This is a genomic window from Planotetraspora silvatica (genome assembly GCF_016863315.1).
Taxonomy (GTDB): Bacteria; Actinomycetota; Actinomycetes; order Streptosporangiales; family Streptosporangiaceae; genus Planotetraspora; species Planotetraspora silvatica.
Genome location: NZ_BOOQ01000078.1, coordinates 1 through 12,536, shown reverse-complemented (window position 1 = coordinate 12,536; position 12,536 = coordinate 1). Strand labels below are relative to the sequence as shown.

The 12,536-nt window shown below is 68.5% G+C and carries 13 protein-coding genes; 7 read left to right on the top strand and 6 right to left on the bottom strand.

The window, feature by feature from the left end; genetic code table 11:
- Nucleotides 1-172 precede the first annotated feature (172 nt).
- Together Psi02_RS39510 and Psi02_RS39505 are read left to right on the top strand one after the other, a co-directional pair.
- Nucleotides 173-850: an alpha/beta fold hydrolase gene (locus tag Psi02_RS39510; protein ID WP_203981046.1), complete on the top strand. Its 678-nt coding sequence runs from the start codon at nt 173-175 to the stop codon at nt 848-850.
- A gap of 144 nt (nt 851-994) precedes the next feature.
- Nucleotides 995-2,353, top strand: coding sequence for a pyridoxal phosphate-dependent decarboxylase family protein (locus tag Psi02_RS39505; protein ID WP_203981045.1), 1,359 nt, complete (start codon nt 995-997; stop codon nt 2,351-2,353).
- Between the two features lie 125 nt (nt 2,354-2,478).
- On the opposite strand, the gene Psi02_RS39500 is transcribed toward Psi02_RS39505, so the two are convergent.
- The 3 genes from Psi02_RS39500 to Psi02_RS39490 all read right to left on the bottom strand — a co-directional run bounded on the left by Psi02_RS39500 (nt 2,479) and on the right by Psi02_RS39490 (nt 4,868).
- On the bottom strand, nt 2,479-3,042 hold the full coding sequence (locus Psi02_RS39500) for a DUF302 domain-containing protein (RefSeq protein WP_203981044.1): 564 nt from the start codon (nt 3,040-3,042) through the stop codon (nt 2,479-2,481).
- 28 nt (nt 3,043-3,070) lie between these two features.
- Nucleotides 3,071-3,979 (bottom strand): NmrA family NAD(P)-binding protein, encoded by a 909-nt coding sequence (locus Psi02_RS39495; RefSeq protein ID WP_203981043.1) that lies wholly within the window; start codon nt 3,977-3,979, stop codon nt 3,071-3,073.
- A gap of 274 nt (nt 3,980-4,253) precedes the next feature.
- Nucleotides 4,254-4,868 carry a TetR/AcrR family transcriptional regulator gene (locus Psi02_RS39490; protein ID WP_203981042.1) on the bottom strand — a complete coding sequence of 205 codons (615 nt, stop codon included), beginning with the start codon at nt 4,866-4,868 and terminating at the stop codon, nt 4,254-4,256.
- 312 nt (nt 4,869-5,180) lie between these two features.
- Here Psi02_RS39490 and Psi02_RS39485 point away from each other — a divergent pair, with 312 nt between their 5' ends.
- Complete coding sequence (locus Psi02_RS39485; protein WP_203981041.1) at nt 5,181-6,194, top strand: saccharopine dehydrogenase family protein; 1,014 nt, start codon at nt 5,181-5,183, stop codon at nt 6,192-6,194.
- A 95-nt stretch (nt 6,195-6,289) separates the two neighbouring features.
- On the opposite strand, the gene Psi02_RS39480 is transcribed toward Psi02_RS39485, so the two are convergent.
- Complete coding sequence (locus Psi02_RS39480; RefSeq protein WP_203981040.1) at nt 6,290-6,874, bottom strand: winged helix-turn-helix transcriptional regulator; 585 nt, start codon at nt 6,872-6,874, stop codon at nt 6,290-6,292.
- Between the two features lie 126 nt (nt 6,875-7,000).
- Here Psi02_RS39480 and Psi02_RS39475 point away from each other — a divergent pair, with 126 nt between their 5' ends.
- The 4 genes from Psi02_RS39475 (at nt 7,001) to Psi02_RS39460 (ending at nt 10,567) form a co-directional block, all read left to right on the top strand.
- Nucleotides 7,001-7,732, top strand: a complete 732-nt coding sequence (locus Psi02_RS39475; protein WP_239095542.1) for an SDR family oxidoreductase — start codon at nt 7,001-7,003, stop codon at nt 7,730-7,732.
- A 115-nt stretch (nt 7,733-7,847) separates the two neighbouring features.
- Nucleotides 7,848-8,873 (top strand): NADP-dependent oxidoreductase, encoded by a 1,026-nt coding sequence (locus tag Psi02_RS39470; protein WP_203981038.1) that lies wholly within the window; start codon nt 7,848-7,850, stop codon nt 8,871-8,873.
- 55 nt (nt 8,874-8,928) lie between these two features.
- Entirely contained in the window at nt 8,929-9,696 is a 768-nt protein-coding gene (locus Psi02_RS39465; protein WP_203981037.1) for an SDR family oxidoreductase, read from the top strand.
- A 169-nt stretch (nt 9,697-9,865) separates the two neighbouring features.
- The gene (locus tag Psi02_RS39460; protein ID WP_203981036.1) at nt 9,866-10,567 is read left to right on the top strand and encodes a GNAT family N-acetyltransferase; all 702 of its coding nucleotides are present in this window, start codon (nt 9,866-9,868) and stop codon (nt 10,565-10,567) included.
- Between the two features lie 71 nt (nt 10,568-10,638).
- Here Psi02_RS39460 and Psi02_RS39455 read toward each other — a convergent pair whose 3' ends face one another.
- Both Psi02_RS39455 and Psi02_RS39450 read right to left on the bottom strand, forming a co-directional pair.
- A complete protein-coding gene (locus Psi02_RS39455; protein WP_203981035.1) occupies nt 10,639-11,469 on the bottom strand; it encodes a class I SAM-dependent methyltransferase in 831 nt (276 codons plus the stop codon).
- Between the two features lie 395 nt (nt 11,470-11,864).
- Nucleotides 11,865-12,536 (bottom strand): ABC transporter permease (locus Psi02_RS39450; RefSeq protein WP_203981034.1); only part of this gene is annotated, 672 nt, incomplete at its 5' end.

Sequence of the window (12,536 nt, the reverse complement as noted above, 5' to 3'; positions counted from 1 at the left end):
GAGCACGCACCTGTCGCGCATCTTCCCCAAGCTCGGCATCACCACCCGCGGCGAGCTCAGCCGCCTCATGGCCGCGCGGAAGGGCGATTACATCATTTGACGTACGCGAAGGGAGGCACCCGGTGCCTACCGTGGGACGCGTCCCACCTATCTCCCCTCGCAGAGGAACGCCATGATCCGCAACATCGTGCTCGTCCACGGCGGTTTCGTCGACGGCTCCGGCTGGCAGGCCGTCTACGACCTGCTCGTCGCCGACGGCTTCCGCGTATCGGTCGTGCAGAACCCGACCCTGTCCCTGGCCGGGGACGTCGCCGCCACCCACCAGATCCTGGACGGCCTGGACGGCCCGGCCGTCCTGGTCGGGCACTCCTACGGCGGGGTCGTCATCAGCGAAGCCGGCACGCACCCCAACGTCGCGGCGCTGGCGTACATCGCGGCCTTCGCCCCGGACAAGGGGGAATCGGTCAACACGCTCATCGCCGACCCGCCGCCCGGTGCGCCCGTCCCGCCGATCCTGCCCCCGGTGAACGGCTTCCTCTTCCTCGACCGGGACAAGTTCGCCGCGTCGTTCGCGGGGGACCTGCCCGCCGACCAGGCGTCGTTCATGGCGGACTCGCAGGTCCCCTGGGGTGTGGACGCCCTCGGCGGCACGGTCACCGAGCCGGCGTGGCGCGCCAAGCCGTCCTGGTACCTGGTCGCGACCGACGACCGGATGATCCCGCCACCCGCCCAGCACGTCATGGCACAGCGCGCCGGGGCGACCGTGGCGGAGACGCCGGCCAGCCACTCGGTCTACCTGTCGCAGCCCGCCGCGGTCGCCGACCTCATCCGCCAGGCCGCCGCCTCCTAATTACGGCCGCCATCGGGATCGCAGCAGAAAGACCGCCAACCGGCCTCGGCTGCTCAGGCGATCTTCCGGCGGTCCCGATCGGTGGCGGACCGTGGACGAGATCACCGCCGATGAGCGCCGGGATAAGGTGCGTCGGTGGAGGAAATGAGTCGTCTGTTCCGTTTGGCCGCTGACCGTGCATCCGGTTACCGGCAGTCGCTGCCTGACCGGCTGGTCGGAACGCCGTTCGACCAGGGTGCGTTGGCCGACGCGTTCGCCGGCCCGTTGCCCTCCGTCCCCTCGCCACCGGAGCAGGTGCTCACGGACCTGCTCGCTGCGGCCGAGCCCGGTCTGGTCGCAAGCGCCGGCCCGCGATACTTCGGGTTCGTCATCGGCGGCGCGTTGCCGGCGGCGACCGCGGCCGACATGCTCGCCGCCGGTTGGGACCAGAACGCACACAACGCCGTCACGTCGCCGGCAGCCATCGCAGCCGAGGCCGCCGCCGGCGCCTGGCTGAAGGAACTGCTGGGGATCCCGCCGTCCGCATCGGCCGGTTTCGTCACAGGTTGCCAAGCGGCCAACACCGTCGGGCTCGCCGCCGCCCGGCACCAGGTGCTCGCGGACGTGGGTTGGGACGTGGAACGGCGCGGGCTGCTCGGAGCGCCGCCGATCCGGGTGATCGCCGGGGACGAGCGACACGCGACCATCGACCGGTCGCTGCGTCTGCTCGGCCTCGGGATGGACGTGGTCGAGCCCGTACCCGCCGGGCCGAACGGCGCCATCGACCTCGGGTCGCTGCGGGAGGTCCTGAGGGCCGGATCACCGGGCCCCACGATTGTGTGCCTCCAGTCCGGCAACGTGAACACCGGCGCCTGCGACCAGCTTCGGGAGGCGTGCGAACTGGTCCACCGGCACGGTGGGTGGGTGCATGTGGACGGGGCATTCGGCCTGTGGGCTGCGGCGAGCCCCGCGACCCGGCATCTGGTGGACGGGCTGGAACTGGCGGACTCCTGGGCCTGCGACGGTCACAAATGGCTGAACCTTCCGTACGACTCGGCCTTCGCGTTCTGTGCCCGGCTCGACGTGCATGCGGCGGCGATGTCCTACGCCGCGGCGTACCTGGTCGGTTCGGGCGGCACACCGGCGGGAGCGGACCTCACCGCCGAGTCCTCGCGCCGGGCCCGCGGGTTCGCCGTGTGGGCCGGGCTGCGGGAACTGGGTCGCGACGGGGTTGCGGAACTGGTCGACCGCTGCTGCGCGCTGGCCCGCCGGTTCGCGGAGGGCCTGACCTCGGCCGGGTTCGAGGTGGCGAACGAGGTAGTCCTCAACCAGGTGCTGGTCGACTTCGGCGACGACGCGAGCACCGACCGGATGGTGGCGGCGGTGCAGGCGGACGGCACCTGCTGGGTGGGCGGCACGACCTGGCGGGGACGGCGACTGATGCGGATCTCGGTGTCGAATGCCACCACGACCGAGGCGGACGTGGACCGGTCGATCGCCGCGATCACCCGCCTCGCCACCTAGGACCTGTACGCCGACACCCGGCGATTCCATCCGGCGCAGGTGTGATCAACAAATGGCACCGCGCCGCAGAACTCAATATTCGAGCGCCACACGATGCGGGCAGTCGGCTGTCGCCGGGCAGGCGTTCAAGAGGCCACCTCGCGCAGGGTGTCTTCAAGAAGGACGTCGAGGTCTTTCGCCACTGCGTCCACGTTTGAGTCGCCGAGCTGCCCGAAAACGTCACTCGGACGGTCATATTCGAATGCGACTTCGCCTTCGCCGCTTTCCCGCAGCAGGACGCGGAGGGGTGCGTAGAGCCCGGCGGATAGTTGATGACGCGTCATTTTGGTCGCGGTCAGCGCGTTTCCGCAGTCGTACTTGAGTGCCTTGCGGTCTTGGCCCCAGACTTTCAGCAGGATTCCATGGTCTCGGACGCCGGCGATCACGAGAGGCGGCAGGCTCTCCAGGACCTCCATGGCGCGCTCGACTTCCCCGTACTGCAACAGCACGAAGACGTTTTCATCGAGCCGGCCGAGCGCTTTTTCGAAAGCCGATCTCGTATCCTCGAAGGACTTATTCGACACGATTGTGATGTGTTGGATGGAGATCGTTCGTGTGGTCACTTCTACCACTGGAGCAACCTTTCGTTTGAACAATCGTCTTCGGCGGCCACTTTCCGGGCGGCCGGGGAACTGGAGCAGTGCTGTCACCAGGTCATGCCGCTCATTAACCGAAGGGTCAGGGAGCGGGGACGAAGTAGGGACCGCTGGTGTCGAAGTCGGGCTTGTTCTCGTTGACGAACTGTTCGACCGACAGCGGGGTGCGATGACCGATCTTCTCGATGTTGTCGTTCGTGCCGGCGAACACGCCGTTCTGGTAATCGACGGCGACGTTGCTCAGGTGCTGAATGCGGTGCGCGGGCATTCCGCGTTCCGCCATGGCCGAGGCGAACTCCTCGACGCCGATCGGCTCGTAGTGCACCGGGATGCCGAGCGTGCCGGCCATGGCCCGGGCGATGTCATGGTGGTTCAGTTCGACCGGGCCGTGCAGGGTGTAGACCGCGCGGTCGTGCGGCTCGGGGTCGATCAGCAGCGCGGCGATCACGTGGGCCTGGTCGACCGAGGCGATCGGCGCGTGCCGGCCTTCGCCGAACGGAAGCCGCAGGTGGCCTTCGCCGTCCCGCAGTTCCCACCACAACTTCAGCCACTCGGCGAAGAACGTCGGCCGCAGGTGCGCGGTGAGCATGCCGGTCCGGTCGAGCAGGCGCTCGCACAGCCAGTGCTGCCGTGCGGCGTTGCTGCCCGCCTCGCGGCGGGCGGAGATCTGCGACATGTCGACCACGGACCGGACGCCGGCCTCGGTTGCCGCCTGGGCGAAGTAGGTGGTCGCCTCGATGAGGCCCGGCGAGATCGGGTAGCACAGGTAGGCGCCGGCGACCCCCTGGAGCGCCGCGGTCACGCCGTCCAGGTCATGGAAGTCCGAGACGACGACCTCGGCGCCGGCCTCGGCCAGCGAGCGGGAGCGCTCGTCCTCGCGGTGCACCATGGCGCGGACGCGGTGACCGCGCTGCAGCAGCAGGTGGATCGTGCTGCTCCCGGTCTTCCCGGTCGCGCCGGTGACCAGGAACAACCTGTCGTCGCTGATCATCTGAACACCCTTCGTAGAGCACTGCCGAAGTCGTCGCGGTCCTCCGTCTGGACGGAGAAGGATTGGTACGCGGGGCAGCGTCCGCAAGTTCGACATATCGAGTTCACTGACTGAACTGCATCCGGTGGACACGGTAGCACGCATCAGTTCAGTGAATGAACTGCCCCATGGTCGGGCCGCCGTCTAATCGCGCGGCCGGCACAGAATCTTCTCGCGCAGCGGGATGTCACGCCGCGACGGCGGTCGGCGGCTCGGGCCAGGAGCACAGCGAGGATCAGCGGGACGTCGCCCCGTGTTCCGCCACGGCGTGCCCGGCGGCGTTCACCGCTCCCAGCATGATGGTTTCGGCCGCGCGGACGGCCTGCGCCCGGCTCAGGCGACCGGCGGTGGCCTCGCGAGCCAGCGCCTCGGCGGCGCCGACGACGCCGAGCATCAGCGCCTTCCCCTCGCTTTCCGGCAGCGGCGCGAAACGCTCCACAGCGCGCAGGTAGAGCCCCGCATAGCGCTCCCGCCCCTCTCTCAGCAGCTCCTCGGTACCGGCGATCGAGGAGAGCGCCGCGGTCACCGCACCGAACTCCTTGCCGATGTGCAGTACGCAGTCGATGTACGCCTCAGCCAGGATCCGTACGGTCTCCTCCAGCGAACGCACCCGCGCACGCAGCGCCGTGGTCGCCGCTTCGGTCTGCTGGTCGTCGATACGCCGGTAGAGCGCGACCAGCAATCCCGTCCGCGTCTCGAAGTGCTCGTAGGCGACCGGCTTCGTTACGCCGGCCTCCTCGGCGACCCGGGCAAGTGTCAGCGCGTCGGCGCCCTCAGCCCGGACGATCGCCATCGCCGTGTCGAGCAGTTGCAGGCGTCGTTGCTCGCGCGACAGCCGTCGTCCGGCCACGTGTTCCTCCGCCCGCTGCCGACAACCTACGGAAAGTAGCTTACTTTGCACGGTCCCGCTTCCGCCCTGCCCTCGCCGCGCCGGGTCGCTCCCATGGCGGCGGACATTGACCGGTCCCCCTGTCACAGGCCCCTCGGCGAGGGCCTTGACAAGTAACCTACCAATGGTAACTTACTAAGAGTAACTTATCGCCGTCGCCGCCTCGTCGCGAGATCCCGGCGTTCCGGTAGCCCGGCGCACGAAGCGCCGGTGCGTGCCGCGCCTCCCACCCGGGCGGCGGCATCTCCCCTTCTCTCCCTTTGGAGACACATGATGCATCGCATACTTGTCGTCGGCGGCTACGGGCTCGTCGGCGGATGGACCGTCCGTCACCTGCGTGCGGCAGGACACGACGTCGACGTGGTGATCGGCGGGCGGCGGCCCGCCGAGGCCGCCGCGCTGGCTCGCGAGTGTGAAGCAAGCGTCGTAAAGCTCGACGCCGGCCACGCCGAGACCGGGTTGGCCGCGGCTGGGCCGGTCGACCTCGTCGTCTCCGTGGTCCAGGACCCGGACGACAATCTGCTGAGGGCGGCGCTGCGGGCCGGATCCGCGCACCTCGGGATCGTCCGCAAGACGGACAATGTCGGCCGCACCATGATCGCCGCAGCTGACCTGGCGCAGCGCCCGGCCCTGATCATGGGCCACTGGCAGGCGGGGGTCACGACGTTCACCGCGCTGGCCGCCGCGCAGGGGTTCGGCCGGGTCGAGCGCATCGAACTGGCCGCCCTGTTCGACCGGACCGACCCCACCGGACCGATGACCGCCGACGACAGCGGGGCCTTCTTCAACCGGGCCCTCCTCCGCCGCGGCGGACGCTGGGAGACCGTCGAACCGGCGGACCACATCCGCACCGTCGATCGGGGCGACCCGCCGGCGTTCGACGCCCAGCCCATGGGCGTCCTCGACGTCCCGGCGCTGGCGGCGGTCACCGGTGCGCCGAACGTCCGCTTCGACCTGGGGGTCAGCGACTCCTACGGCACGCTCTCCGGCGGGACGGCGTCCCACGAGATCTACGCCGACCTGTGGGGCCGGGACGAGCACGACGCGCCGGCGGCGCTCCGCACAGTGGTCAGCGACCCGCTCGGGCAGGCTCATCTGACCGCCCTCGGAGTACTCATCGGCATCGAGCGCGTCCTCGGCCTGGACGGCGCCCCGCCCCCGGGGGCCGGTGTGGTCCTCCCCGAAACGGCGATCGACCCGGTGCGCGCGCTGGGCCGCCTGCGCGAGTTCGGCGTCGGCATCAGCACCGTCTCCCTCCCGCAGGCCCCCTCAGGAACAGCGGACTGATCGCACCCGCGTTCGCATCGGGGCGACCGCCGGCCCCAGGGCTCCGTTCATCCGGGACAACGCGGGTCCCTCCGGCGCGCCCACACGGGCGGACCTCAAGCGCGTCCGGCTGCGCGCGGCGCGCCGAGATCGCCTTCGCCGGCGGCGGCGAGTGTGCGCGGTCGCATGATCGGTTCGAGGAGTCGTCGCGGTGTTCTGATCGCGTCGGACACGGGATCGTGATCGGAGTCCGTCAGATCGAATCCGGGCCCGGGTTCGATCCGGATCTCCGGGACCGGGACCGCCAAACCGCAATCTTCGCAGCGCCCCTCGTGATCAAGGAGACCTCCGTCCTGATCGTGGCGCTCGGCGCGCTTCACTCCGGACGGAGAGTAAAACGTGTCCCCCCAGTTCATGAGAGCGCGGATGACCGACCACAGTCCGATGCCCTTGGCGGTCAGCCGGTACTCGACGCCTCCGCTCGCATCGTCGTCACGTGTGAGAACGCCTTCCTGCACAAGGAACTTCAGCCTGCTGGTCAAGACGGCGCGGGGGATCTTCAGCTGAGCGGCGAAGTCTCCGAATCGACGCACTCCGAAGAACGCGTCGCGAATGATGAGGAGCGTCCACCGCTCTCCGACGATCTCCAATGATCGTGCCAGCGAGCAGTTGCGGTCCGCATAGGTACTGGGGAGCGTCATGGTGCGATTCTACCCACCCCAGTTCACTCAGTGAACTTGGCGTGCTACGGTCTCCAACCAGCAATAGTTCAGTCACTGAACCCGGTCGTGATCCATGTTCATGACGCACGAACCAAGGGATACGAAGTGAGCGAGAAGATCGTCCTCATCACCGGAGCCAGCAGCGGAATCGGCGCCGCCACCGCAATGCGTCTCGCCGCGTCGGGGCACCGTGTGGTGCTCGGCGCCCGCCGCACCGACCGGCTCGCCGCGCTGGCCGCCGCCATCCGAAAGGACGGCGGCTCCGCCGAGCACACGGCCCTCGACGTGACCAGCGCGGACAGCGTCGACTCGTTCGTCCAGGCGGCCTACCGCCGGTATGGGCGCATCGACGTCCTCGTCAACAACGCCGGCGTGATGCCCATGTCGCGCCTGGACGCACTGCGCGTCGAGGAGTGGAACCAGATGATCGACGTCAACCTCCGCGGCACCCTGCACGGCATCGCCGCCGTACTTCCCGTGATGCGCGCGCAACAGTCAGGTCACGTGATCAATGTGTCCTCCACCCTCGGCCACGACGTCGTACCGAACTCCGCGGTCTACAGCGCCACGAAGTTCGCGGTCCGCGCGCTGGCCGAAGGGCTCCGTAAGGAGCAACAGGACATCAGGGTCACCGTGATCAGTCCGTCGTTCACCGAATCCGAGTTGACCACCCTGGGCGGCGATCCCGACACCATGGCCTGGGTACGCACCATGGCGGACAAGCTCAACATGCCCGCGAGCACCGTGGCAGACGCCATCGCCTACGCGATCGCGCAACCCGCATCCCTCGACGTCAGCGAGATCGTCATCCGCCCCCTCGCCGAAGCGGCCCTCTGACACCGTGGCGGACGTCTGACCTGCTGCCCGAGGCGACCCGCACCCATGCGACCCGATGCTCATCGGTCCGCGCCCAGCGGGATGTGTCCGTGAGACAAGAAAGGAAGAGCCATCCATGTCCGAAACTCCGAGGCGAACCCGCCGTTACGTTCTCGCCGAGCGCCCCGCCACGCTCACCGGCCCACTGCAGGAAGGCGTCCTGCGCTATGAGGAAGACGTAGCCGTGCCGCGGCTGGAAGCAGGACAGGTTCTGGTGAAGGTCGAGTGGATGTCGCTCGACCCCGCCACCCGGGGCTGGATGAACGACACCCCGAACTACCTTCCGCCGTCACCGTTGGGCGAGGCCATGCGCGCCCTGGGCGCCGGGACGGTGAGCGCATCGGAGCACCCTGATTTCGCGGTTGGGGAACGGGTGTCCGGATTGCTGGGCTGGCAGGAGCATGCCGTGGTGAACGGCTCGATCCTGCGGCGGGTGCCCGAAGGCGTGCCGCTGCACGCCTCCCTGAACGTCCTGGGCATCGCGGGGCAGACCGCCTGGCTGGGGTTGCACGACATCGGACAGCCGCGGAAGGGCGAGACGGTCGTCGTCACCGCGGCGGCCGGCGGCGTCGGTTCCGTCGCCGTCCAACTGGCGGTCGCCGCCGGCGCACGGGTGATCGGCGTCGCCGGAACGCCGGCCAAGTGCGAGTGGGTGCGGGAACTCGGCGCCGACGAGTGCGTCAACTACCGCGAAGACGACGTGTCGGCGGCGTGCTCTCGGTTGTGTCCTGACGGAATCGACGTCATTTTCGACAACGTCGGTGGGACGACGCTCGACGCGCTGCTCCCGTTCGTGGCGGTCAACGCCCGGGTCGTCCTGTGCGGTGCGATCTCCCGGTACGACGGCGGACGCGGTCCCGCTCCTCTGCACAACTGGTTTCACCTGTTGCCCAACAGGGTCCGGATGGAAGGTTTCATCTACATGGACCACGAGGCTCGCTTCGACGAGATCGAAGCCGACCTCCTGCCCCGCCTGCGCAACGGCGAGCTGCGCAGCCGGGAGCACGTGGTCGAGGGACTGACCGCAGCCCCAGCCGCGCTTCACACGCTCTTCGACGGCACGAACACCGGCAAGCTTCTCGTGCGGGTCGGTCATTCGTGACCCACGTCCGCTGCGCCGGCTCAAAAGCAACCAACTCATGATGAGGAGATCCATCATGTCCTCTGTGCTCATCACGGGCGCTTCCAAGGGCATCGGCCGGGCCATCGCCGTCGAACTGTCAAGCAGGGGCCACCGGGTGGTCGCCACCGCACGTCGTCCGGAAACCCTGGCCGACCTGCCTGTCGACCAGCGCCTGCGCCTGGATGTCACCGTTCAGGAAAGCGTCGACCAGGCCATTCAGGACGCCGGCGACATCGATGTGGTCGTCAGCAATGCCGGCGAGACGGTGCGCGCGCCTTTGGAGAGCGTCCCGCTCTCGGAGGTCGAACGGCTCTTTCAGCTCAACACCCTGGGTGCGCTGCGGGTGGCGCAAGCCGTGCTTCCGGCGATGCGTGAAAGAGGCGCGGGCCGCCTCGTCTTCGTCTCCAGCATCCAGGGGCGGCTGGTGCTCCCGATGATCGGCCCTTACGGCGCCAGCAAATGGGCGCTGGAGGCGCTCGCTGAGACGCTCGCCATCGAAACGGGTCATTTCGGTATCAAGGTGAGTGTGGTGCAGCCCGGTGTGGTCTCCTCGGGCGGCGCTGGACGCGCCAAGGTCTTCCTGAAGGAGAACGACCCGTACGCCCCGCTGTATGAGGCGCTCGATGTCCTCCGTGGCGAGTCCATCACCCCAGAGGAAGTGGCCGCCGCTGTGGCCGACACGATCGAGCAGCCTGAACCTCCGCTGCGCGTCCCGGTCGGCGCGCCGGCCAAGCGGGCCCTGCAGGCGCGCAAACAGGCCCCGGAGAGCGAGCCCTTCCTGATGGCCGAAATCAATTGGTAGCCGCTGAGTAGCCGGACGGGAGTCCGGCCGTGGCCGGTGGATTCGTCGAAACGCCGCCGAAGGCTGAGCTGCACCGCCGGCTGAAAGGGACGTTCGAGCCAGGCTCGGTCGTCACAGAAGTGGATCTTTGGCGGTGCCGGCCATGGTAAGAAACAGAGCTGGTTTTCCGATGGGACGATCACATCCGCTGGACAATTCCGTCCACTCGGCGCTGACCGGGCCGCACACCCATTTCGCGCAGCGACGGGGCAACGCATTGCGCTACCCGTCGGACGTGTCACCGTTCATGGCGCTGCCGGACTCCCCCGCCGACGGCGACTGGACGGACATCGCAGCACTTGCCGGTCCCGGTCAGGGAGTCATGCTGACCGGCCTCACGGTCGAACCGCCGGATGGCTGGGAGATCGTGACGCGACGCGCCGTGCTCCAACTCGTCGACGACGGGGTCGCCGCCGCGCCGGACGAGGAGGCCGTCCTCCTCACCCAGGCGGACGTCCCGGAGATGCTTGCTCTGGCCGAACGCACCAAGCCGGGACCGTTCCTGCCGCGCACGATCGAGATGGGCGCCTATCTGGGCATCCGCCACGGCGGGCGTCTGGTGGCGATGGCCGGTGAACGGCTGCGCCCTCCGGGGTGGACGGAGATCAGCGGGGTCTGTACCGACGCGGACTGGCGCGGACAGGGGTTGGGAACCCGGCTGGTGCTGGCTGTCGCGGCCGGCATCAGAAAACGCGGTGAGACACCCTTTCTGCATGTGGTCGCGTCCAACACGAACGCCGTCCGGCTGTACGAATCCCTGGGATTCCGACGTCACCGCACTGCGACCCTTGTGCTCACCCGGCCACCGACGGAAGTACCGATCCGTGCATGAGGTCGACCGTGTTTCCTGGATCACCTGTCGCCTGCCTCCTGGGACGGGGACCGCGGGAAGCACGCCACCGCCTACCGTCCATGATGGGCGGCGAAGCTCAACAGAGTGATCGACGGGCGCAGATCGCGCGGGCCGGGCAGGACCGCGATCTTCCGGAGCGCCCTCGACCGCCATGCCCTGCGGCCCCGCGGCGGCTGCAGGTCTTCCGCGGTGTCCACGCCGGGGATCTGTGCGGGCAGGCGGGCGGCCTCGGACACCGACAGGCTGAACGGCATGGGCGGCGCGGTGTAACGGGCCGACATGCGGTAGCCCTTCATCGTCCGATTTCGGAACCAGGTGGGTATCGAGTCGAAGAACAGCCGCCCGCGGGGGAACCGCGCGGCACACTCGGCGATCAGGGACATCACCTGGTCGCGTTCGAAGTACATGAACAGACCCTCTGCGGAGATGAACACACCGCGCGCCGGATCGAGAGCGTCCATCCATGTGCGGTCCAGCGCCGAGGCCGGGATCGCGGTCATGCGCGACTCCTGCGGGAGCAGGCGTCTGCGCAGGTCGATGACGGGTGGCAGATCCACAGACAGCCAGTCGACGCCGGGCCGCTCCAGGCGCCAGTAGGTGGTCTGCAGGCCCTCTCCGAGAGCGACCACCGTGGCGGCGGGATGCCGGTCCAGGTAGGCGCGGATGGCGATGTCCAGGGCGAGGGCGCGCAGCGGATGGGTCTGGTTGGGCTTGCCGAACCGCTCGTAGTCGTAGTCGATCCTGCGGTAAAGGCGCTCCGCCAGCGGGTCGTGGAACGCCGAGCCGGGGTGCATCGACTCCTCGGCGCGGTTGCGCAGCGTCCACAGACAGGTGGTCGCCACACCGTCCAGGTCCGCACCGTCGATCTCGTCATCGGTCATCGGCGATCTGTCCAGGCCTTCGGGGGCGCAGCCCGCTGTACATTCCTTACGACGTTTTCCACACCCGCAATGGTCGCCGGGTCGTGGGTCGCCAGGCGTCCCGCCAGGAGAGGCTTCGCCCGCTACGACACCGGCATGAGAAATCAGCCGGTCTACATCGCGGGAAGTAGCCTCGCAGGCCCCAAGGGGCGACGTGGATGCGAGATCATCGGCGCCGACGGTTCGCGTCGTCGGCCCGACGGGAGGATCACGGGCTCGTGTTCCCTTCCCGGCGGGGCGCCCTGATGGAGCCCGGCAACCCCCCGGCGAAGCTGGGCAGAGGTACGGCACTGCGGCCGGCCTCGGTGCCGTACGGCTGCACGACCTCCGCCCCACCTGCGTCAATCAACTCGGGTCTAGGCGATTCTGCGCCGGTAAGAGGCCATGGCGAAGATGTAGGCGACGATGAGGATGCCGACACACCAGGCGAGGGCGATCCAGATGTCGGTGCCGACCGGCTGCTCGGCGAAAAGGTTGCGGATGGCGTTGACGATGGAGGTCACCGGCTGGTGCTCGGCGAAGGCGCGCACCGGGCCGGGCATGGAGTCGGTGGGCACGAACGCCGAGCTGATGAACGGCAGGAAGATGAGCGGGTAGGAGAACGCGCTCGCGCCGTCCACGGTCTTCGCGGTGAGACCGGCGATGACGGCGAGCCACGTCAACGCCAGGGTGAACAGGATGAGCATGCCGGCGACCGAGAGCCACGCCACCACGCCCGCAGGCGAGCGGAAGCCCATGATGAGGGCGACGAGCACGACGACCACAATCGAGATCAGATTGGCGACCAGCGAGGTCAGCACGTGCGCCCACAGGACGGACGATCGCGCGATCGGCATGGACTGGAATCGCTCGAAGATCCCGCCCTTCATATCCAGGAAGAGCCGGAATGCGGTGTAGGCGATGCCCGAAGCGATTGTGATGAGCAGAATGCCGGGCAGCAGGTAGTTCACATAGGAATCCGACCCTGATTTGATCGCGCCGCCTAACACGTAGACGAACAGCAGCATCATGGCGATCGGCGTGATCGC

Excerpts from the sequence above, each read along its gene's own strand:
- Psi02_RS39510 (WP_203981046.1), top strand. The coding sequence starts at position 173 with ATGATCCGCAACATCGTGCTCGTCCACGGCGGTTTCGTCGACGGCTCC.
- Psi02_RS39505 (WP_203981045.1), top strand. The coding sequence starts at position 995 with ATGAGTCGTCTGTTCCGTTTGGCCGCTGACCGTGCATCCGGTTACCGG.
- Psi02_RS39495 (WP_203981043.1), bottom strand. The coding sequence starts at position 3,979 with ATGATCAGCGACGACAGGTTGTTCCTGGTCACCGGCGCGACCGGGAAG.
- Psi02_RS39485 (WP_203981041.1), top strand. The coding sequence starts at position 5,181 with ATGCATCGCATACTTGTCGTCGGCGGCTACGGGCTCGTCGGCGGATGG.
- Psi02_RS39480 (WP_203981040.1), bottom strand. The coding sequence starts at position 6,874 with ATGACGCTCCCCAGTACCTATGCGGACCGCAACTGCTCGCTGGCACGA.
- Psi02_RS39470 (WP_203981038.1), top strand. The coding sequence starts at position 7,848 with ATGTCCGAAACTCCGAGGCGAACCCGCCGTTACGTTCTCGCCGAGCGC.
- Psi02_RS39465 (WP_203981037.1), top strand. The coding sequence starts at position 8,929 with ATGTCCTCTGTGCTCATCACGGGCGCTTCCAAGGGCATCGGCCGGGCC.
- Psi02_RS39460 (WP_203981036.1), top strand. The coding sequence starts at position 9,866 with ATGGGACGATCACATCCGCTGGACAATTCCGTCCACTCGGCGCTGACC.
- Psi02_RS39455 (WP_203981035.1), bottom strand. The coding sequence starts at position 11,469 with ATGACCGATGACGAGATCGACGGTGCGGACCTGGACGGTGTGGCGACC.